This is a genomic window from Paenibacillus sp. FSL R10-2199, from assembly GCF_038000235.1.
Classification (GTDB): Bacteria; Bacillota; Bacilli; order Paenibacillales; family Paenibacillaceae; genus Paenibacillus_AQ; species Paenibacillus_AQ phytohabitans.
Genome location: NZ_JBBOBO010000001.1, coordinates 244,523 through 266,398 on the forward strand (window position 1 = coordinate 244,523; position 21,876 = coordinate 266,398).

Annotated in this window: 20 protein-coding genes; 6 read left to right on the forward strand and 14 right to left on the reverse strand. The window is 52.6% G+C overall.

Annotated elements, in window-relative coordinates:
* Positions 1-67 precede the first annotated feature (67 nt).
* Positions 68-487: a GNAT family N-acetyltransferase gene (locus NYE33_RS00990; protein ID WP_039308670.1), complete on the reverse strand. Its 420-nt coding sequence runs from the start codon at positions 485-487 to the stop codon at positions 68-70.
* Positions 488-967: 480 nt separating this feature from the next.
* On the opposite strand from NYE33_RS00990, the gene NYE33_RS00995 reads away from it, so the two are divergent.
* The gene (locus NYE33_RS00995) at positions 968-1,576 is read left to right on the forward strand and encodes a superoxide dismutase (RefSeq protein WP_039308673.1); all 609 of its coding nucleotides are present in this window, start codon (positions 968-970) and stop codon (positions 1,574-1,576) included.
* Positions 1,577-1,746: 170 nt separating this feature from the next.
* Entirely contained in the window at positions 1,747-2,028 is a 282-nt protein-coding gene (locus NYE33_RS01000; protein ID WP_341064448.1) for a hypothetical protein, read from the forward strand.
* Positions 2,029-2,315: 287 nt separating this feature from the next.
* On the opposite strand, the gene mutY is transcribed toward NYE33_RS01000, so the two are convergent.
* Together mutY and acpS are read right to left on the reverse strand one after the other, a co-directional pair.
* Positions 2,316-3,806: an A/G-specific adenine glycosylase gene (gene mutY, locus NYE33_RS01005; protein ID WP_445669796.1), complete on the reverse strand. Its 1,491-nt coding sequence runs from the start codon at positions 3,804-3,806 to the stop codon at positions 2,316-2,318.
* 134 nt (positions 3,807-3,940) lie between these two features.
* Entirely contained in the window at positions 3,941-4,333 is a 393-nt protein-coding gene (gene acpS, locus NYE33_RS01010) for a holo-ACP synthase (protein ID WP_341064449.1), read from the reverse strand.
* Between the two features lie 166 nt (positions 4,334-4,499).
* Between acpS and NYE33_RS01015 the strand changes: the two genes are divergently transcribed.
* Positions 4,500-5,318, forward strand: a complete 819-nt coding sequence (locus NYE33_RS01015; protein ID WP_336101139.1) for an alpha/beta hydrolase family protein — start codon at positions 4,500-4,502, stop codon at positions 5,316-5,318.
* 112 nt (positions 5,319-5,430) lie between these two features.
* Here the strand turns inward: NYE33_RS01015 and nadE are convergent, their stop codons facing one another.
* The 3 genes from nadE to NYE33_RS01030 all read right to left on the reverse strand — a co-directional run bounded on the left by nadE (position 5,431) and on the right by NYE33_RS01030 (position 8,698).
* Positions 5,431-6,240, reverse strand: coding sequence for an ammonia-dependent NAD(+) synthetase (nadE, locus tag NYE33_RS01020; protein WP_039309932.1), 810 nt, complete (start codon positions 6,238-6,240; stop codon positions 5,431-5,433).
* 125 nt (positions 6,241-6,365) lie between these two features.
* Positions 6,366-6,800, reverse strand: a complete 435-nt coding sequence (locus NYE33_RS01025; RefSeq protein ID WP_039309930.1) for a BrxA/BrxB family bacilliredoxin — start codon at positions 6,798-6,800, stop codon at positions 6,366-6,368.
* Between the two features lie 176 nt (positions 6,801-6,976).
* Complete coding sequence (locus tag NYE33_RS01030; RefSeq protein WP_341064452.1) at positions 6,977-8,698, reverse strand: ATP-binding protein; 1,722 nt, start codon at positions 8,696-8,698, stop codon at positions 6,977-6,979.
* Between the two features lie 160 nt (positions 8,699-8,858).
* Here NYE33_RS01030 and NYE33_RS01035 point away from each other — a divergent pair, with 160 nt between their 5' ends.
* Complete coding sequence (locus tag NYE33_RS01035; protein WP_042133311.1) at positions 8,859-10,127, forward strand: BaiN/RdsA family NAD(P)/FAD-dependent oxidoreductase; 1,269 nt, start codon at positions 8,859-8,861, stop codon at positions 10,125-10,127.
* Between the two features lie 77 nt (positions 10,128-10,204).
* Here the strand turns inward: NYE33_RS01035 and NYE33_RS01040 are convergent, their stop codons facing one another.
* A complete protein-coding gene (locus NYE33_RS01040) occupies positions 10,205-11,455 on the reverse strand; it encodes an ABC transporter permease (protein ID WP_341064455.1) in 1,251 nt (416 codons plus the stop codon).
* Positions 11,452-12,195: an ABC transporter ATP-binding protein gene (locus NYE33_RS01045; RefSeq protein ID WP_042133307.1), complete on the reverse strand. Its 744-nt coding sequence runs from the start codon at positions 12,193-12,195 to the stop codon at positions 11,452-11,454. Before NYE33_RS01045 ends, NYE33_RS01040 begins: the two co-directional genes overlap by 4 nt.
* Positions 12,196-12,599: 404 nt before the next feature.
* Between NYE33_RS01045 and NYE33_RS01050 the strand changes: the two genes are divergently transcribed.
* Positions 12,600-13,067: a MarR family winged helix-turn-helix transcriptional regulator gene (locus NYE33_RS01050; RefSeq protein ID WP_039309924.1), complete on the forward strand. Its 468-nt coding sequence runs from the start codon at positions 12,600-12,602 to the stop codon at positions 13,065-13,067.
* Positions 13,068-13,192: 125 nt separating this feature from the next.
* On the opposite strand, the gene NYE33_RS01055 is transcribed toward NYE33_RS01050, so the two are convergent.
* The 3 genes from NYE33_RS01055 to NYE33_RS01065 all read right to left on the reverse strand — a co-directional run bounded on the left by NYE33_RS01055 (position 13,193) and on the right by NYE33_RS01065 (position 15,762).
* Positions 13,193-14,698: an MDR family MFS transporter gene (locus NYE33_RS01055; RefSeq protein WP_042133304.1), complete on the reverse strand. Its 1,506-nt coding sequence runs from the start codon at positions 14,696-14,698 to the stop codon at positions 13,193-13,195.
* A 26-nt stretch (positions 14,699-14,724) separates the two neighbouring features.
* Entirely contained in the window at positions 14,725-15,285 is a 561-nt protein-coding gene (locus NYE33_RS01060; RefSeq protein WP_171715677.1) for a GNAT family N-acetyltransferase, read from the reverse strand.
* A gap of 177 nt (positions 15,286-15,462) precedes the next feature.
* Positions 15,463-15,762, reverse strand: a complete 300-nt coding sequence (locus tag NYE33_RS01065; protein WP_039309934.1) for a hypothetical protein — start codon at positions 15,760-15,762, stop codon at positions 15,463-15,465.
* Between the two features lie 221 nt (positions 15,763-15,983).
* On the opposite strand from NYE33_RS01065, the gene NYE33_RS01070 reads away from it, so the two are divergent.
* The gene (locus NYE33_RS01070) at positions 15,984-16,463 is read left to right on the forward strand and encodes a GAF domain-containing protein (protein WP_039309920.1); all 480 of its coding nucleotides are present in this window, start codon (positions 15,984-15,986) and stop codon (positions 16,461-16,463) included.
* Positions 16,464-16,608: 145 nt separating this feature from the next.
* Here the strand turns inward: NYE33_RS01070 and NYE33_RS01075 are convergent, their stop codons facing one another.
* From NYE33_RS01075 to NYE33_RS01085, 3 genes are all read right to left on the reverse strand, one after another.
* The gene (locus NYE33_RS01075) at positions 16,609-19,041 is read right to left on the reverse strand and encodes a glycogen/starch/alpha-glucan phosphorylase (RefSeq protein WP_042133302.1); all 2,433 of its coding nucleotides are present in this window, start codon (positions 19,039-19,041) and stop codon (positions 16,609-16,611) included.
* Positions 19,042-19,146: 105 nt separating this feature from the next.
* Entirely contained in the window at positions 19,147-20,250 is a 1,104-nt protein-coding gene (gene glgD / locus NYE33_RS01080; RefSeq protein ID WP_042133301.1) for a glucose-1-phosphate adenylyltransferase subunit GlgD, read from the reverse strand.
* Positions 20,251-20,272: 22 nt separating this feature from the next.
* Positions 20,273-21,436, reverse strand: a complete 1,164-nt coding sequence (locus tag NYE33_RS01085; RefSeq protein ID WP_341064457.1) for a glucose-1-phosphate adenylyltransferase — start codon at positions 21,434-21,436, stop codon at positions 20,273-20,275.
* Positions 21,437-21,876: the final 440 nt, after the last annotated feature.

The following is a 21,876-nucleotide window of genomic DNA, read 5'->3' on the forward strand; positions in this document are numbered from 1 at the left end:
AGTACAGGCTGCATTAGTTCTCTACTCTACCAATTGTTTCCGCTTACAGCACCGTTTCAAAAAATAATTACCCGACAATGCTCAGCTTGCGTACAGATTTGAAGATCTGGTCCTCACCATAACCCATAGCCTCATACAGCGGCAGTGCGAAGGAATTATGCTCATCAACGGCTACATAAATACCGCTGACCTTGCGTGCCTGGAATCTGTGTTCCATTGCCGATACGAGACTCTTGCCGACTCCTCTGCGGCGGTATTCAGGATGGACGGCAATGCGGAAATAACAGCCGTGGTTCTTCTCAATCGTACCAATCAGTGCGCCGATGATTTCTCCTTCATCCTCTGCAACTACAATGAGATCTGAATCCCATGAAAGCTGCCTGGAGAAGGGCTCGATCGTGCTCTCGAAACATTCTTCCGATAATGCGGTCTGCAGCAATTCAGTCACTGGAGTAACGTCGCTTAATTGAAAGGAACGAACGTGCATACTTAAAAGTCTCCCTTTTCTATGGCTTAGAATTTTACAAAAAGAAGGAGTTTCCATAACAGTGTAAAGAGGAAAAAAGCATCAAAAACCGAGGAATACCTGCTTTTAAATCTATTAAAGCACACTTTTCTCGCGATATCATCAATTTTCTTTTGAAAGCGCTTGATATGAAGCGTTTTCATTGAATATAGTTTCATTTTTTCTTGATTAAGGAAATTATCGCAGTGCAAACACTCTCTCTTAAGGAGTTTTATAACTTTAACACACCCTTAACATTTGTAGTGAGCTATGGATGAAAAAATACTTTATAAACACTATTGTTTGTTTAATGTTGCATTATTGTTCCAGATACGGTTTAATAATAAGTATCTCAACGGATATATAACCTATAAGCCACATCGGAAATAAGGGGTTTTGACGTCAAGACCGCCAAAATTCTTTATCTATACAAATTCTAATATACTCAGGAGGGATTTTTCCATGGCATTTCAATTACCGGCACTTCCTTATCCAAACAACGCTCTTGAACCACACATCGACGCTTTGACGATGGAGATTCATCACGACAGGCACCATAACACTTATGTGACGAACCTGAACGCCGCACTGGAAAAAGCACCTGAACTGCAAGACAAGAGCATCGATGAGCTGCTGACTGACCTGAACGCTGTACCTGAAGCTATCCGCACTGCTGTTCGCAACAACGGCGGCGGACATGCCAACCACACCTTGTTCTGGGAAGTTATCGGACCGAACGGCGGAGGCGCACCCACTGGCGCTCTGGCTGCTGCAATTGACAGCGAACTGGGCGGATTCGATAAATTCAAGGAAGACTTCGCTACTGCAGCTACTACACGCTTCGGCAGCGGCTGGGCCTGGCTCGTCGTGAAAGACGGCAAGCTTGCTGTGACCAGCACTCCTAACCAGGACAACCCGGTCAGCGAAGGCGCAACTCCAATCCTCGGCCTCGATGTATGGGAGCATGCTTACTACCTGAACTACCAGAACAAACGTCCTGACTACATCAAGGCGTTCTGGAACGTAGTGAACTGGGAAGAAGTCGGCAAACGTTACGAAAGCGCAAAATAAAGAACTGCGGCGTGTAAGCCGCAGCATCACGGTATAAGAAAAACCGGGAGCACCCTTGTGGGTGGCTCCCGGTTTTTTGTGCTGGGAATACGGAGGAACAGGCACCCGCGGCACACATTCCTGCGAATGCAGGTATATGTCTTAGTGCGATGCGCTATCCCTTCGGGTACATGCCTGATAAGTGGAAATTCCCTTTAATTTCCACATACCGCCCACTTTTGGTGGAATTAGAGGGATTTTTCCCTTTAATTTCACCATATCGCCCACTTTCAGCGGAATTAGAGGGATTTTTCCCTTTAATTTCCTCATACCGCCCACTTTCAGCGGAATTAGAGGGATTTTTCCCTTTAATTTCCTCATACCACCCACTTTTGGTGGAATTAGAGGGATTTTTCCCTTTAATTTCCTCATACCGCCCACTTTTGGTGGAATTAGAGAAATTGCACATTTAATTATACGATGTCGTCCGCGCAGAACAGGAAAGGTGGATAAACGGCACCTAATTTATCTGATTTCACCTTCGAGGACGAATTCCGAATAATTAGAGAAAATCAAATGCTCTTTGTTCACTTGTTCTCCGGGATGACGCACAAGGAATGGAGCTTCCTCCGGGTTATACCCGTCCGCAATAACTGGCCTGGCCAAACTGTCTTCCTTAACCTCAGAAGCGGAGTTGCCAGACCAAACGGTTTGCCGGTACTCCCGGTTATAGCTAGCAAGACTGCATAGCCGAGCCGGATTACACGGCGCCCCCCTCCTGCTCATCAAAATAAGCGTTGAGCAGCTTGAGGAACACATTGGGAAAGGCGTAATTCGCCATGTCGCTGCGGTTGATCCAGCGTACTGCGCCTGCATCCTCCGCTGTTCCGCTTCCGTCCGCGAAGCGCTCGACGGGCCCGCTGCCATCGGCGAATAAATCGGCGGGAACGGACGCGGTGAGCCCGGCGTTGTACATGCCTTGGCTGGTGGCGGAGCGATCACCGGCACCAGCCGCACTGGCGGCGGCATAGTCTGCGGCGGTATAGTCTGCAGCGGCAACCGGTTCACCCGGGCCGGGAGCTGAGGTGCTGCCCGGATCAGCCGGGCCGGTGGCAGCCCCGGCAGCCCCGGCAGCCCCGGGTGCTGCGCCGGTGGCTGCAGCATCAGCACTGGCAGCGCCGTTCCTGGCCGCTGCGCCGTACAAGGAACGCCCTTCCGCAGCCAGCGGCAGGGCCGGGGCCTCCTCTTCCCTGCAGCGGTACACCTGCAGGGTCCAGACAATATGGCTGAATGTATGCTCCGCAGCCATCCAGTGCCCTTCAGGCCGGGCGAAAATCCCGGCCTGAAGCAGGGACCGGCGCAGCCGGTCCTGCGCTGCCGTCTCCGGCAGCAGCGCAGCGGAAGCGCCGCCCTCCGCAGGCGGCGCCGGCCAGTGCGGCAGCTCCCACATGCGGGCCAGGAGCCCGCTGGATGGCCGCTGCCGGATGAGTACCCGGCCCGCGTGCCCGCCGCGGCCCTCTATCAGGGCTGCCAGCCGCTCTTCCGGGCGAGGCGGCTTGGCCTTGGTCTTGACGGGCAGCGAGGTCTCGCAGCCCGCTAGGCGCGCTGAGCAGTGTTCCATCACCGGGCACGGCAGACAGCGCGGTGATTTCGGCGTGCAGATCAGCGCGCCAAGCTCCATCAGCGCCTGATTGAAGTGCGAGGCTTCCCCTTCGGGAATCAGCTCTGCCGCCAGGCGCTCCATTTTGACGCGGGTGGGGCCTTTGGCGATATCATCCTCAATCAGGAAATATCGGGACAGCACCCGCATGACATTGCCGTCCACAGCGGGCTCCGGCCGGTTGAAGGCAATGCTGAGAATAGCTCCGGCCGTATAAGGCCCTACTCCCTTAAGCCCGAATACGGCATCACGGTCATTGGGAACCTGCCCGCCATACTCTTCCTTCACCTGCTTCGCGGCGTGCTGCAGATTCCGGGCGCGTGAATAGTAGCCAAGCCCCTCCCAGCACTTCAGAACATCCTCCTCCGGGGCATCGGCCAGTGACTCCACCGTAGGGAACCGCTCGATGAACCGGTTGAAATAAGGAATAACCGTATCGACTCTTGTCTGCTGAAGCATAATCTCCGAAATCCAGATGTAATAAGGATTGCGGTGACGCCGCCACGGCAGATCCCGCTTCTGCCCATGGTACCACTCCAGCAAATTACGGCTGAAATATGACTTGGCTTCCTGCTGCTCATTTGTAGTCATCATTAATCTCCTTGCTTCTATATTGAATGTATCTATATTCCGCGATAAGCAGCTCGTCCCCTTATTGCGTAAAGTTTACCCGTATAAATACCGCTCTGCGAAGCCGCAGGCAGGATCCGGCACTCCGCAGCAGCTTAGTTTACCTGCTCCACTACGGCAAAGGCTGAAGCCAGATCCCCGCTGTGTGTAATGGCCAGATGGATGATATGGCCGCCGCCCTGCAGAAGCAGCCGGTCCCAGGCCGCCTCCGACAGTGAAACGACCGGTTTGCCCTGGCTGTCCGGCAGAATTTCAATATCCTGAAATCCCACCTTCGCGCCGATTCCGCAGCCCAGTGCCTTCACTACTGCCTCCTTGGCGGCAAAACGCCCCGCAGCGAATTCCGCTGCCTTCCCCTTCCGCCCTGCGGCCAGCTCAAGCTCACGCTCTGTAAGAATGCGCTGCAGAAATCCGGTTGCTTGTCCGCTTGCCAGCAGAGCCGTAATCCGGCGGATTTCCAGCACATCATTTCCGATTCCATAAATCACTATATCCACTCCTTAGCTGGACAGGCAATATGCAATTACTGTAAAAAACCGCCCTATCCTTACCTGCTTTAATAATGGTATGATCTTCATAAACATTATTCATAAACATTATCAATAATACAACCTTCAAATCCGTTTCAGATTATATAGAGAGGGGATTTACCCGATGACCCGTAATTTCCAATTGCCCGCAGGAGAAGATGCTGTACTCCGCTGCTCGCATTTCCCCGCCCGGGATAAGGCTAAGAGCCTGATTGTTATCGCCCACGGTTACAAGGGGTTCAAGGATTGGGGGATGTTTCCTTATGCTGCGGCAGCCCTCAGCCAGGAGCATGAGGTCATAACCTTCAACTTCTCACATGCCGGAATCGGCGAAGATCTGCAGAATTTCACGGAGCTTGAGAAGTTCGCCCGCAATACCTATACCCGTGAGATCAAGGATATGGAGATCCTGCTCTCTTATCTCAGCCAGCACCACAAATTCGGCAGCCTGCCGTTATTCCTGCTGGGCCACAGCCGTGGCGGCGGAGGCAGCCTGCTGTACGCGCTGGACCATCCGGGAGAGATCACCGGAGTGATCTCCTGGAACGGCATTACCGACCTCGACCTGTTCACGGAGGAACAGAAGATTGAGATGAGGCGCAGCGGCCGGACCCATGTGCTTAATGGCCGGACCGGCCAGCAAATGCCGCTGGATGCCGTGTTGCTGGAGGACCTGGAACAGCATGCCGTTCGCTACAACCTGCTGGAACGGATGACAACAGCCAGCTTCCCGGCGGTTCTTATTCAGGGAAGCCAGGACAGTGAACGGCTGCGCCGGGGATCAGAGCAATTAACGGAGCTCCGCCCGGATATCCGCTGGGTGCAGATTCCCGGCGGCAATCACACCTTCGGTACCGTGCACCCGTTCGAAGGAGCTACCCCGCAGCTGGAGGAGGCAATATCCGCCTCCCTGGAGTTTATTAACCAGATCCTGGCCGGCTAAGCTTACAAGTTGGGCAGCGCCTCTCCAGCTAATACTTATGAAAGCCAGAACCGCCGGGAATTCTGCGAAATGACTGCAGCTTCTCCGGCGGTTCTTTTATACTTCTGACTGCTTATATTCCAGGGATTGCATCCCGTTTATGCCCCGTTCTGCGGTAGTAGGCTTCAAGCTTCCCGGCGACCTCGGGAGACACCGCTTTGCCCTCCAGATAGTCACTGTTGTCATCATAGGTGATCCCCAGCTCGGTTTCATCCGTCTGGCCCGGCCAGAGGCCGGCTGTCGGTGCTTTGGTTACGATATCGGCCGGTACTCCAATCGCCGCAGCCAATTGCCGCACCTGCCGTTTATTCAGTGAAGACAGCGGTGTAATATCAACTGCACCATCGCCCCATTTGGTATAGAACCCGGTGATGGCTTCAGAGGCATGGTCTGTTCCTACCACCAGCAGATTGTTCTCGAAGGCTAGTGCATACTGCATAACCATCCGCGTTCTCGCCTTCACATTCCCTTTGCCCTGATGGGTGATGTGGCGGTGCTGTCCCAGCGCCTTCAGGCTATGCTCTACCTCCAGCGCGATCTCGTTTACAGCTTCTTCAATATTCGTCTCCACCGTATGCGTCAGCTCAAACGCCTTGGCTACCGCGTAACTGTGCTCAATATCCTCCTGCTCGCCGTAAGGCTGGAATACACCGAGTGTAATATACTCTTTGCCTTCCTCTGCCGTCAGCTCGTCCGTAGCCTGTTTGCATAGACCCGCAGCCACTGCACTATCAACGCCTCCGCTGATAGCAATCAGCAGCCCCCTGGCACCCGCCTGCAGCGCATATGCTTTCAGGAAATCCACACGTTTGCGCACTTCCGCTCCGGTATCAATCACCGGCTTGACTCCCAGGGCTTTAATAATCTCTTCCTGCATTCCCAATTCACACACCCCTTATCTTATAACTTGATCTGTCCGATGGGACTCAGGTGCCTATATGTTCAGAAAAAATCCCGCATGAGCCTAGCCTCCGGCTGATGCGGGAATATCCCTTACAGAAAATGAGCTTATTGGCACAGACGATTGAAAACTTCCTTCAGCTCAGCCGCAATTTCAGCAGCCGAACGGTCTTCAACGCCGTGACGTTCGATGAAATGAACAAGCTCGCCGTCCTTCATCAAGGCAATGGATGGTGAAGATGGCGGGTACGGAGCAAAATACTCACGCGCCTTGGCTGTAGCTTCCTTCTCCTGGCCGGCAAATACCGTGAACAGGTGATCGGGGAGAATTTCGTTCTGCAGCGCCTGGGCTACACCTGGACGGCATTGGCCGGCGGCACAACCACAAACGGAGTTAACAACCACAAGCGAAGTTCCCTTAACGGCTGGAAGAGTTGCTTCAACTTCATCCGGAGTCAGCAGCTCCTGAAATCCGATACTCGTCAGATCATCGCGCATAGGCTGAATGGAATCCTTCATATATTGATTAAAAGACATGGACATTTCTCTGCACTCTCCTTTACCCTTAGAATAGTTGTCAGAACCCGGATAACGTCGCCGCGTTACTGCACTACTTGCTAACTTTATTATACATACATACTCTGTGAAAGCAAGAGAAGCAACCTGCCTACAAGCCGTTATACAGCAGCGCTAAAGCGCATAGTTAGAGCCTTGAATCCCTAAGAATAGACTTCCACCTCAGCGGGTTCCTCCTTGGGCTCAAAGGGGATCGTAACGATGACCGAGGTGCCTTTGCCCACTTCGGATTCCACATGAATGGTTCCGTTGTGACGCTCGGCGATACTCAGGCAAAGCGACAGTCCAAGTCCTGTACCCTGGCTTTTGGTTGTGAAGAACGGGGCAAACAATTGCTTCAGCTGGCTCTGCGGGATGCCGCTTCCCGTATCTGTGATGATCAGCTGAGCAGTATCTTCATGCTCACAGGTTTCCAGCGTCAACACCCCTTTGGCCTCCATTGCCTCCATTCCGTTGCGGGCCAGATTGAGTATCAGCTGCTTGATCTCCCTGACGTTCAGCCGCAGCAGCGGCAGAGACGGGCTAAGCTTCAATTCAACGCTCTGTCCGCGAAGATTGGCATCCGCCCAGATCAGGGGGGTAAGCTCCTCCATAATGAGATGCAGCTGCACCATTTCCTTGTCCGATACACGGCTCTGGGCCAGCGACAGGAAGTCATTGATGATACTGTTGGCCCGGTCCAGCTCCTCCATTACAATATGGTAATAGGAATGCAGGTCCTCCGGACTCTTTTCCCGCATCAGCTGCAGGAATCCGCGCACTACCGCCATCGGGTTGCGGATCTCATGGGTAATTCCGGCCGCCATCTGCCCGACCAGCGTCAGGCGTTCAACATTATCAAGCTCGCTGCGGATTTTCTCCTCTTCCGTAAGATCCTGTATAATCATGACAAGGCCGCCCGCAATACCGGACTCATGCTGTAACGGCGCCGTGAAGATATGATAGGTCATGGAATCATACTTGATCTTGGTATTGGCACGCTGCCTGTTCAGCAGGATTCCCCGTAAGTGTTCATAGGTTTCCTGATCCATGCTGTGGCCGAAGACCCGGTCAGCCGGCTGGGATAATATAATCTCTCTGGTCAGATGGGGGCAATGACGCTGAATCAGGCTGAGCATGTATTCATTCAGCTCCGTCACATATCCGTTGTCATCAAACGACATAATATTCAGCGGCACCACATTAGTAATCTGCTGGAGCTTCTCCGATTCCCACTGGAATCTCTCGGAGATACCTTTCATCCGTTCCTTGACCTGCAGCTTGTCCCAGGCCGTTTCAATATATACAATAAACAGTCCGCCCAAAATAACAGCCGTTAATAAATACCCCCCTACCAGAATCGCATCCGTGGGGGGTGTGTTGAAGATGCTTTGTCCCTGCATCTTAGGTACAATTACAATAAACAGCATACTGGGAAACAGAGTACCCCATAGCATGCCGACTTTTTGGATTAAAGAGGCACTCTTGAAGGGCTTGGCCATACCAAACAACAGCGGATACAGCAGTACCCCCGAATTTAATATGAGATGATCAAATCCTGAAGGAACCGAGAATAGTACAGTGCAAAAGATGAAATACATTGCCAGGTAAGCCCCTGAACGAAAAGTCCCGTACAAGATCCCTATATACGCCGGAAGGATAGCCAGATTCAGATACACTACTCCGAACATTGTAGTCGACAAGGCCATACACAATGTAACCCCGAGTGCACAGCATATTATCAGAAAAGTCTGGTCATCCGGAAATCTGCGGTTTCTGCGTGTGAAATGGCCCTGGTCCAACCGCCACTGAAACAGAAACAGGAAGGTGCACGCAGCCGATATTTGCAATAAAATATCCTTAACCGCATGAATAATTGCAATCACTCCCCAATTTGGACAAAATACCCTTTCCCCTTAGATTAAAGCACAACCGCGCACTCCTGACAACGATAATCACATCAAGCCTCTCCGGGTCTGGCTACACTCCGGCCGGAATGGTATGATGCCGTTAGCAGAGTGCTGCAACATGTAAAGGAGCAGAGTTATGAGTAACTATGATGTAATTGTCATTGGAGGCGGCCCGTCCGGATTAATGGCCTGCGTAGCGGCAGCCGGACACGGGGCGGCTGTATTATTAATTGATAAAGGTGCCAAGCTTGGCCGGAAGCTGGGCATCTCAGGCGGCGGACGCTGCAATGTTACCAATATCAAGGAAACTGCGGAGCTGATCGCCCATATCCCGGGCAACGGCCGTTTTTTATACAGCTCATTCGATCATTTCAACAACCGGGATATTATTGAGTTCTTCGAAGCCCTCGGTATCGCCCTGAAGGAAGAGGACAACGGTCGGATGTTCCCTGTATCGGACAAGGCTGCAAGTGTTGTCTCCGCGCTGGTTGGCAAAGTGCGCAGTCTTGGCGTACAGATTATGACAGACAGTCCGGTGCGCGAGGTTATCTATGAGAACGGTGCGGCCACGGGCGTACGTCTGGAATCGGGAAAAGCCTTCAGTGCCGGGGCCGTTATTATCGCTACCGGCGGCAAATCGGTGCCGCAGACCGGCTCTACCGGTGACGGCTATCCGTGGGCCGCTGCTGCCGGACATACGATCACGGAGCTGTTCCCGACGGAGGTGCCGATCCTTTCAAGGGAGGAATGGATTAAATCTGGTGAGCTGCAGGGCTTATCCCTGCGTGACGTGAGTCTTACGGTCTGGAATCCCAAGGGCAAGAAGGTGATCTCCCACCGCGGAGATATGATCTTCACTCATTTCGGGCTGTCCGGCCCGATCGCCCTGCGCTGCAGCCAGTTCCTGCGCCAGGTTCAGAAGAAATCAGGTACAGATACCGTAGAGTTGTCTATCGACCTCTTCCCCGACCTGACTCTGCAAGAGGCAGAGAACCTGCTGCAGAATAAGCTGGAGCTGGAGCCCAAGAAGGCCATCCGCAATTCGCTGAAGGGCCTGCTGCCTGAGCGCCTGATTCCGCTGCTGCTGGCCAAAAGCGGACTGGACGGTGAGCTTACAGGTCATCACCTGCCGCGGACCGGTCTTCAGGCACTGGCTACCCTGCTGAAGCGTATGCCGGTACTGGTCTACGGAACGCGTTCCCTGGCAGAAGCTTTTGTGACTGGCGGAGGGGTGAATCTGAAGGAGATTGATCCGAGAACAATGGAATCGAAACTTACGCAGGGGCTGTATTTCTGCGGCGAGATTCTGGATATTCACGGATATACCGGAGGTTATAATATTACGGCTGCCTTCTCGACCGGATACACAGCCGGCAAACATGCGGCCGGGCAAGTGCACGGATAAGCAGCCGCTGAGCTCCCGGGCTCATTCCTATAATTAAATAAGCCTTCCTCCAGGTGCGGAGGAAGGCTTATTGTATGTTATCTGGCAAACCGCATGACACTGAATATACGGCCGATCCAGATGGCTGCCGCAGCGCCTACCGGTATAAAGAGCAGGAGCCCCCACCAGCCATACACGGGGATGCAGACAACGGCTGCACTGAGGACCGCAAACGGCATTAATAGAATCGGCATGGCCTTGGAACCGGCATCCGCCTTCTGCGCTTTGGTGAACGGCAGAATACCGATATAGTCATCGCCGGAGAACAGCAGCCAGAAGGAAGACAGCCAATACGCCATCAGTGTTGTCAGGATGGCAAACAGCAGCCACTTCAGAACGGCCGGCACAATAAAGATGGCCACAAGCGCCACGCCGGTAAACGACAAATACAGCTTGAAGTGGGCCGGATTGCGCAGCATCGCCTTGACCGCTGCGGCCGAGAAGCGGCTCTCCGGTTCCTTCGAGGCCAGCAGCGGCTGCGATTTGCGGAAGATCCACGGTTTATACCGTGTAGGCCGCGGCTTATCCAGTACACCGCGCAGCAGAATGGCCGCAATCTTCATCCGCTGCTTGTAGTCTTCGCGCACATCGTTCATGAAGGTGCCGCGCAGCCGCAGGCGGGTCCTGAACACTATGGCTGCCATCACGGCGAATCCGCCAGCAGCAATGAACAGCAGGACGGGGCTGTCCTTCCAGAGGATTGCCAGACGCAGATAGACACCGCAGGGCACGGTGACAGCCGGAATCAGCCACAGCCAGCGGCGGAAGCCCTGCCGTTGCACCTTAACGATATGGCCCAGCAGCTTAACGGACCAGCTGCAGGTTATCGTCAGCGCCAGCAGCCCGTAGGCCCCTGCCGCACTGACTCCGAAGCCCTTGATTAGAAACGGCAGCAGAATGGCAAAGGCCGCCGCCATCTTCAGCGTGGTTACCGCAAGGCTGTAGACCATTCCCCGCAGGATAATGGTGCTGATCCAGTTCTGCCGCTGTCTAAGAAACAGCGAGTCACCTTCCTGCAGCAGCAATACGATTCCTCCGGTAGCCAGCAGAATGGCCAGCAGCGCAGGTACGACCATATAGGGGACAGTGCTGATCCACGCCGGCTGCTCCCCGTTCCAGTACCCATAGTAGAAGCGTCCGCCAAGCAAGCCTCCCGGGATAATAATATACAGCAGGACGGTCCAGTCTACAGCTGTACGGATAATAGTAGACTGCTCACGGAAGTGGGAAGCCAGCCGGCGCCGGAAAAGAGCAGCAGCTGTAGGAAACGCAAATGAATTCCTGCTCATGTTAATTCGTCGAAGCAATCAAACAACGACCCCTCCGGCAGCCCTGCATCCCCGCGTATACCTTCCAGCGTGCCCTCGGCAGCAATTCTTCCGCCGGAGATTAATATGAAGCTGTCACAGATCTTCTCCGCTGTATCCAGAACATGCGTAGACATCAGCACCCCGGCTCCACGCTCGCGCTCCGCCTCAAGCAGGCGCAGGAAATCCTTGGTTGCCCGGGGGTCAAGCCCGATGAACGGCTCGTCCACAATATAGACATCGGGCTGGACCAGAAAGCCCAGCATCAGCATCATCTTCTGCTTCATGCCCTTGGAGAAGCCGGCAGGCAGATCATTGCGCACACTTTCCATACCAAACTGGGTCAAGAGCTTCTCCGCTGTTGACTCGAAGGTTTCATAGCTTAGCCCGTAGGCTGCGGCCGCGAGATCGAGATGCTCCCACAGCGTCAGATCTTCGTAGAATACCGGCTGCTCCGGCACATAGGCATAGGACTTGTTCTCGCCGCCCAGCTTCACCTTAGCCTTGGCATGCTTCAGCAGGCCGAGCAGGGTCTTGATCGTAGTGCTTTTGCCGGCCCCGTTCGGTCCGATTAATCCAAGCAGCTCGCCCTTACGCACCTGAAAGGAAATCCCTGATATCCGTATATCTCCGGCTTCATAACCGGCTTCCTCAATAACAACATCAAGCACGATATCCTCATCGTCTTCACGCTCTTCGTAATAATTCGTAATCTGGTCCATACAACTCTCCATCTCCTAGGCAATCGTTCATAGTAATGCGATCATAACACCATAGACGGGTCTATGCTGCAAAAAATTTCACCACCGCTATCCGTCAGCGGCCTGGTCTCTGTATCCCATTATACGAATTACCGGGGGCAGACCTCAAACCCGCGCCGGCTCCCACTATTTCCACCCCTGCGTTACAGCTTAGGTACAGATCATTATGTGAAAATCGTGTGAAATCCGCAGCAGCTATGCACCATCAAAAAATTGTTTGATTTTTAATAATTAAAAGTGTGCTTATTGTGACAAATGACATGTTCTTCATTCTTTGTTTGAAGTAATGTAAAGCTAGATCAAGAAAAGCAGTATTCCAAACCGTGCGGGGAAGCCTGTACGATTAACAATAGAGGTGGAGAAGCATGATACAATCATATGAACGCGATACTCAATTGACACTGCATTTGTACCGGGTTTTTGCCAAGTCTTTCAAGAGCATTAACGAACACGCCGTTACCGGCAGCAAGATTGAAGGATTCAATCCTACAGCCTTCGCCGTTATGGAGGTCCTCTATTATAAGGGGGCACAGCCTATCCAGCAGATCGGTGCCAAGCTGCTGCTGCAGAGCGGCAACGTTACTTACGTAATCGACAAACTGGAAGAACGCGGCTACCTGCAGCGCAAGCCCTGCCCGAGCGACCGGCGTGTGATTTTTGCCGAGTTGACTGTAGAAGGCGAGCGCCTGATGAACGAAATGTACCCGAAGTATTCGGAACGCCTGCATCTGGCTTTCAGCGGACTGAGCGATGAAGAAAAGGAACAAATGATTATTCTTCTGAAGAAGATGGGCCTGCAGGCTGAGAAGCTCTCCCCGCTTCCACGCAAATAAGCGCAGTTGAGGCAGATGCAGTTGTGAATCTATTCACTAATCTGCTTAATAGTAATGATAACAAAGCGGCAGCGCAATCCTGATGGATGCGCTGCCGCTTTGTTATGAATAAGCAGGCTTGAAGATTATGGCTTGGACGCGGTACTTCCCTCTTGAATGGTTGGCAGCCCTTTATTAAGCCCCGCAGAAATAACCAGGGAGGCCACAGCAAAGACGGCCATCACAATGAAGAGCGAGTGCAGGCCGCTCTCCAGCGCGCCGTGCAGACTGCCCCAGGCCTCAGCGGACAGGGTACTCCCGCTATGCGGGTTAAGCAGCTGGTTGATATCAGCCCCTGTAGCAGAAGCCCCAGGCTGTTCCGCCAGCTTCCTGTCGATATTGTAGTTCAGCCAAGACCCGAAGATCGCTACCCCCACCGTCTGCCCGAGTGAACGGGTGAAGGTATTCAGGGCCGTTGACGCACCGCGCTGCTCATGCTGTACAGAGGATTGCGCGATAATCGTGAAGACTGTAGAAGCATAACCAAAACCTACGCCGCAGAACAGCATCAGAATCAATAGCAGCAGCTGGGACGAATCCCCGTTCATCAGAGTCAGCCCTACCGCTGCGACAACAATCAGCGACAGCCCCAGCATCCCTGTACGGCGGGTACCCGCGCGCAGAATCATTCTTCCGCCAGCGATGGAGCCGAGCATCCAGCCCACCGACATCGGGGCGAGCAGCAGGCCCGAGAGGGCTGCGCTTTTACCGAAGACGCCCTGCACCCACAGCGGCACGTATGTAGACAGCCCGATAATTAAGGTGCTGACCAGCAGGTTAGCTCCTGTAGAGACAGCGATATTGCGGATAGAGAACAGCTCCAGCGGCAGCATTGGCTCGGGAGCACGGCGCTCCACGAACAGGAACACGGCCAGCAGCACCGCAGCCCCCGCTAAGATAGCCAGCAGCAGCGGAGAGTTCCATGCCAGACTCTGCCCTCCCGCCGTAAGACCAAAGAGCAGCGCTCCCATTCCTGCCGCGAACAGCAGCACTCCGGCCACATCGATTCTGGTCTTGCGCCGGACCTTCTCTTCCTTCAGATACCGCGAGATGAATATAATAGATAGCAGCCCAAAAGGCAGATTAAAGACAAATACCCAGCGCCAGCTCAAATAATCAACCACATAACCGCCAAGCAGCGGTCCTACGAGAGAGGAAATCCCCCATACCGAGCTGAGCAGCCCCTGAGTCTTCGCCCGTTCCTTAATGCTGTAGATATCCCCGATAATCGTAAAAGTCATAGGAATGAGCGCACCCGCACCGATCCCCTGTATCCCCCGGAAAATAATCAGCTGCTGCATGCTCTGCGAAACCCCGCATAACAGCGAGCCTGCCAGAAAGACCACGGCCCCGCCAATGAACACAGGCTTGCGGCCAATCAGATCACTTAACTTGCCAAAAATAGGCGTCGTAACCGCCATAGCCAGCAGATAAGCGGTAAATATCCAGCTGAGCCACTGCATGCCCTGAAAATCGCCGACAATGGCCGGTCCCGCCGGTCCTGTGACCGTACCTTCGATTGCTGCCAGAAAAGTGGCCAGCAGTACTCCAATTAAAATTAACTTGCGTTCAGTTTCACCAGGTGACTTCAATCAATCCAAATCCTCTCTCTATGTTCTCAGCCCCGCACTTTCTCTCCTTGCAGCAAGGAATACATCCGTACATCCTGATAGCCGGAAGCCGTATGCCGGTACTGACGCAGCAGCCCTTCCTGCCGGAAGCCGAGCCTTGTAATCAGCTGCTCCGCCCGGATATTGTCAGGATGGCATAAGGCTTCAATCCGGTTCAGCCCCATGCTGCCGAAGCCGAATTCCAGCATAAGCTCCAGCGCTTCCCGCATATACCCCTGACCCATGGCGGCAGGTGACAGCTCGAAACCGATCTCCCCCCGGTAAGCCCCCTCAAGCTGCCAGTGATTATAGCCGCAGCTTCCGATAACCTCTGCTTCCGGCCCCAGAATACTCCAGCGTATGCTTTCTTCTTCCCGGGCCATCTGTGCCAGCAGAGCAATCAGTGCTCCCGCTTCTTCTGCAGAGGACAAGAAGGGGGCATCCAGCCAGGGCGCAACCTGAGGATGGCACCAGATCCCGAACAGCGCTCCTGCATCTCCGGCAGCCATAGCCCGGAGCCGCACTCTCCGGCCGGTTAATTCCGGAATTACTCCGCCGCATATATACATCTTCCCGTCCCCTTCCATCCTAATAAGTATACATCAGATGTAAGCATTCCCTTAAGCGAAATCTGACATGAATCCGAACTCCACACTCCACACAAATAGCGCCTGCTCCGCGCGGCTTGCTTCCGCGCGATCAGACGCCGTACGTTTTCTGAACATGAATGGTTACTTGATGTAGAATTAACCCGATGTACCCGCAGCCTTAACCGGCTTAAGCACTTCGGTGCATAGCACTCCCAGCTTGGCCTGAATCGCTTTGAATTCCTCTATTCCCGTTCCGGTAATGCTGTATGCCTCACCATGGGCCGTGAGGAAGTTCTCCTGGGTCAGCCGCTCCAGCTCCTGTTTCACTTCGCGTTCCGCTACCCGGTATCCCAAATCCTCCAGCTCCGGCTGCATCTCCGTCAGTGTCAGATTCCTCTCATGTGCGAAATAAAGCATATGGATTCCTATAAACAAGTTCTGTACGTCGGCGCGCATATTCCACTCCTTCCGGCTATAAGCCTTCGGTATATTTATAAAAGCATTACCCTGCCCGGGGTTGCCGGAAACATCCGCCCGGAGACTATTCATACATCTTCCTGATCTTCCACTAACCGGATAATTCCGTTATCGCTTGACGTATTGCGCTCCGCTGTACTATCTTGTTAGTTAACAGTTATGGATTCATACTGACTCAAGGTACAGGAAGGTGATGCTTCATGTTTCAAGCCATGCCTTATGATGGCACCCGCAGTGAACGGTTCGAAGCCGTTCTAAGCCAGCTCGGGGCACTTATGGAGGGCGAGCCCAATGCTATCGCCAACTTATCCAATGCTTCGGCTCTGTTAAAGCTTTCTCTACCGGACACCAATTGGACCGGTTTCTATTTATTTGACGGCAAAGAGCTGGTTCTGGGCCCGTTCCAGGGACTTCCGGCATGCATCCGTATTCCGCTTGGCCGCGGCGTATGCGGAACAGCGGCTGCGGAACGCCGCACCCTTGTCGTAGGCGATGTCCATGCCTTTCCGGGTCATATTGCCTGTGATGCTGCCTCGAACAGCGAAATCGTAGTTCCGCTGGTTAAGGGGGATACCCTGTACGGCGTACTGGATATCGACAGCCCGCTCAAGCACCGCTTCGACGATGAGGAACGCCGTTTCCTTGAACGGTTCGCAGCCATGGTATCCGAGGTGCTGTAATTCTCCTCCTCTCCATAAGTCTTAGCATGAAGAAGCCGCTCCACTGCAGGAATGTCCTGCTGATGGAGCGGCTTCTTCATGTGCATGTGCAGAAATAGCACAGGCTGAGGCTCCTGTTGCGGAGATTCAGCCTGTAGCTGACGCGTTATACCTTAACCGGATGGATATGCCAGATCTCGGAGGCATAGCGTGCGATCGTATTATCACTGGAGAATTTGCCGGAATGGCCGATATTGATAATTGACTTCTTAAGCCATTCCTTCTGGTTGCGGTAGGCCAGGTCAATCTTGACATGGGTCTCCACATAGCTGGCGAAATCCTTGAGGACGAAGAACTCATCATTATTATCAAGCAGCGACTGGTAGAGCGTATCGAATTCCTGGGCATGAGCGCAGAACGGTCCAGGTACAATCAGCTGATCCAACACTTCCTTCACCCGGCCGTCGCCATTATAGATATCGCGGGCGTGGTAACCGCCGTACTGGTAGTAGTCCATGACCTGCTCTGCCCGGAGACCGAAGAGGAACATATTATTGTCTCCTACCATTTCGTGCATTTCCACGTTAGCTCCATCCATCGTCCCGACAGTCAGCGCACCGTTCATCATAAATTTCATGTTCCCGGTACCGGAGGCTTCTTTGCTCGCTGTAGAGATCTGCTCACTTACATCCGCTGCCGGAATAATCTTCTCCGCCAGCGATACCGAATAATTCTCCAGGAAGAAGATGCGGATCTTCCCGTTAATGTCCGGGTCCTTATTCACTACATCAGCCACCGTATTTATCAGTTTGATGATCCGCTTAGCCAGATGATAACTCGGGGCCGCCTTCGCACCGAAGATGAACGTACGCGGTACGATGTTCAGCGAAGGGTTGTCTTTGATCTGATTGTACAAATGCATAATGTGCAATACATTCAACAGCTGGCGCTTATAGGCATGCAGCCGCTTCACCTGCACATCGAAGATGGAGTCGGGGTCCACCCGGACACCGTGCTTCCCGTAGATGTAGTCGGCCAGATGCAGCTTGTTGCGGCGTTTGATCGCAGCCACCTGCTCCTGGAAGGAGGAATCCTCACTGTATTTGATGAGTCCGATCATCTCCTGCGGCTGATGAATCCAGCGGGTGCCGATCGATTCGCTGATCAGTCCGGCAAGCTCCGGATTGGCATGCTGCAGCCACCGGCGGTGTGTGATGCCGTTGGTCTTATTATTGAAGCGGTGCGGATACATCTCATTGAACAGGCGCATCTCACGCTTTTGCAGAATTTCCGTATGCAGTGCCGCTACGCCGTTTACGCTGTGGCTGGCCACGATGGCAAGATGCGCCATCCGGACCTGATCATCATGAATGATGGCCATCTGATTGATGCGGTTCTGGTCCCCCGGATACTTGCTCATCAGCTCCCCGCAGAAGCGGGCATTGATCTCCTCAATAATCAGGAAGATGCGCGGAAGCAGCTCCTTGACCATGCCAAGCGGCCATTTCTCCAGCGCCTCACTCAGAATGGTATGATTCGTATAAGAGACCATACGTGTCGTCATGCCCCAGGCCTGATCCCAGCCAATCCCGTGCACATCCATCAGTATACGCATCAGCTCAGGGATAACCAGTGTAGGATGCGTGTCGTTAATATGCAGGGCCACCTTGTCAGGCAGGCTGTCAATTGGAGCCCCTGTCTTGGCGAAGGTACGCAGAATACTCTGCAGTCCGGCACTACACAGGAAATATTGCTGTTTCAGCCGGAGAAGCTTGCCTTCGTATTGTGAATCATCCGGATACAGGAACTCCGAGATGGATTCTACGGAGCGTTTATACTCCAGGAACTTGTGATAATCTGTCCCCCCCAGTGCACCGAAGACTCTCGAAGGCTGTGTGATCGACTCTGCACTCCAGTTGCGCAGTGTATTCACATGCCTGCGGTCTGCCCCGATCACCGGAATGTCATACGGAACGGCCCTCACGGCTTCATAGTCCTTGTGCTCAAAGAACAGCTCATCATTCTCCCAGCGGGTATCCACATGTCCCCAGAAGTGCACTTCCACCTGCTTGTCTTCACGGCGGACTTCCCACACATTATCATTCTGCAGCCAGTAGTCCGGCAGCTCTACCTGATATCCGTCTACAATCTTCTGCTCGAACAGGCCGTATTTATAGCGTATGCCGCAGCCATGCCCTGCATATTGCAGTGAGGCGAGTGAATCCAGGAAACAGGCAGCCAGGCGGCCCAGACCGCCATTACCAAGCCCTGCATCCGCTTCAACCTCCTCGATATCCTGCAGGCAGAAGCCCAGCTCCGAGAGTCCTTCACGGACAACCTCCAGCACACCCATATTCAGCAGGTTATTGCCCAGAAGCCTGCCGATCAGAAACTCCATGGAGAAATAATAGACCTGCTTATCCTGATCGATCTTGAACTTCTGATTGGTGTCCGCCCAGTTCTTGCCGGCATTCTCGCGGATCATATTCCCGAGGATATTGTAAATATCGGCGTTCGAAGCTTCCTCCAGCGGTTTGCCTAATTTCCCGATTAGTTTCTCGCGGAACACTTGTTTGAAAGTCTCTTTATCGTTGAACAACAGCAGGTTCCTCCTAACAGATGCTTGTATTTGTGGAAAAATATTGCCTATTACAACACTGGATCAGAAGAACTGCCGCACTGCACAGTTCCCCTGATCCAGATATTATATCTTGCTGCTCTTGGCAATGACAAACGGACGCCTGCTGTCTCCGACGAGTATCCGTTCCTTGCTCAGATGCACGTCTTTGTCCATAATGACATTCTCAATTACGGCATTCTCTTCAATTACACATTTCTGCATGATTACAGAATTGATGATTTTGGCTCCCTTGCGAACCTGCACACCACGGAAGATTACACTGTTCTCCACGGTTCCGGCAATAATACAGCCGTTGGCTACCAGCGAATTGCTCACCGAGGCGCTGTCCAGATAACGGGTAGGGGCTTCATATTTAATCTTGGTCTGCACCGGACTCTCTTTGAACAGGCCGAAATAATTCTCCTGCTTCAGCAGCTCCAAGCTGTTCTTGTAGTAGCTCTCCAGCGAATTGATAACGGAATGATAGCCTTTGTATTCATAAGCGGCAATCTTGAACTTGTGGCGGTTCTTCTGGATGGCATCGCGGAAGAAATAACTTTCGCCATGGGCGATGCAATGCTCCACCTGCTCCAGGAACAGCTTCTTCTCCATAATAAAGATATCCAAATATACATTGGGATGATGCTTCTCATGGTGAATATTCGTTACTGTGTTGTCTTCATCGACCTCTACCCGCAGGCAGGGATCATGCTCCGGCTGCAGCTGATCGATCTGCTTGTAGACCATGGTCACATCTGCGCCCTGCTCCAGGTGGTATTGGTATACATCCTGCAGATCAACCGTATTAATGTGCTGGCTGCCGGAGAATACAATATATTTGGCAGACGCCCGTTTGAAGAAATCCAGATTGTTATGATAATGCTGCAGATCGCCAAGGGACGTGTCTGTAGGGTCATTCCAGTCCGGCGGCAGAATGAACAAGCCGCCATGCTTGCGGTTCATGTCCCAGGATTTCCCGTCGCCGAGATGGTCCATCAGCGAGCGGTACTTGCGGCGGACGAACAGTCCAACGCTCTCCAGCTCCGCACGCATCATGTTGGACAAGACGAAATCGATCAGCCGGTAGCGGCTGGCGAACGGGACCGCTGCCCCGCAGCGGAAATAGGTCAATTCATTTAAATTATCCAGTTCATGGTCAAGATTGATTACGCCCATAAGCTCTTTCATCGGTATCCCCCGTCCTCTGTGGTTATATGGTTTTGGCTGCTACGGATTTGTTTTTTTTGCTGCGTTTGTCAATCAGCAGAATTTCGTCCTCATTCTCCCGGTCGACGCCGATTTCCATATAATCCTCAATGACTGTGTTCTCACTGATGATGGCTTTGTGAATTCTTACATTCTTGCCGATCTTCACCTTAGGCATAATTACAGAATCCGTAATCACGCTGCCTTCGCCCACTTCTACCCCATAGAACAGTACCGAATGCTTAACCTCGCCGTATACAATGCAGCCTTCGTTAATAATGCAGCTGGATACCTTGGCTCCAGGTGCAACATATTGCGCCGGCTGATTCGGATTGCGGGTGAAGATTCTCCAGCTGGTATCATTCAGGTTCAGCGGAGGATTGTCACTCAAGAGATCCATGTTCGCTTCCCACAGGCTGTCTACAGTACCGACATCTCTCCAGTAGCCTTCGAATGGATAAGCATACAGGGACTCTCCGTCATTCAGCATCAGCGGAATGATGTCCTTCCCGAAGTCATGGGACGAGCCGGCGTTCTCCCCGTCCTCAAGCAGATGCTTGCGGAGAACATCCCATTTAAAAATATATACACCCATAGAAGCAAGTGTGCTCTTAGGTTTGGCAGGCTTCTCATCAAACTCGTAAATCTTGAGATCGTCTTCCGTATTCAGTATGCCGAAGCGGCTCGCTTCCTCCAAGGGCACGTCAATGACCGAAATGGTGCAGTCGGCGTTCTTGGATTTGTGATACTGCAGCATAGCATGATAATCCATCTTGTAAATATGGTCACCGGACAGAATCAGTACATGCTCCGGATCAAATTGATCAACGAACTTCAGATTGCGGTAAATCGCATCAGCCGTGCCCCGGTACCAGCTGCTTCCATTCTCCCGCTCATGCGGCGGCAATACAAACACCCCGCCGTCCTTGCGGTTCAAATCCCAGTCACTGCCGACTCCAATATACGAATGCAGCACCAGCGGTTCATACTGTGTCAGTACACCCACTGTGTCGATACCCGAATTCGAGCAGTTGCTTAAAGGGAAGTCGATGATGCGGTAGGTTCCTCCGAAATAAACAGCCGGTTTGGCAATCGATTTGGTTAATCCCTTCAATCTTTTTCCTTGGCCTCCCGCCAATAGCATGGCTACCATCTCTTTTTTCTTCATGGAAGAGCCTCCTTGACTTATGGGTAGTGAAACATGTAATAAATAGGTTGAATGATTGGTGCGGTGTAGTGTAGATCCCACATTGAAACCCAAAAAGAAATGAAGCGGAAAGAAGCAAACCATAAGAAATGCTTGTGACAGGAATGAATAAGATTTAAAACGGGGGAGGAAACAGAGAATTGGGACATGCCGGTTTTGTCAGGAAAAACGCTCAAAACCGGGATTGTATCCTTATTGTAAAGTGTTCTCTACCCGCCGTCAAAACCCTTTATTGTCCGCTTCAAAAACTTTTAATTTCTAACTATATTCCTTATTAATAACATTAATATTTCCGTATAATTAGATTAACCATTATGATTAACCATGAACGACAATTCTGAATCCAATCTTTGGCTCCAAAGACCTATTTTCAGCAAACGTTCAACGTATAGCGTCATACT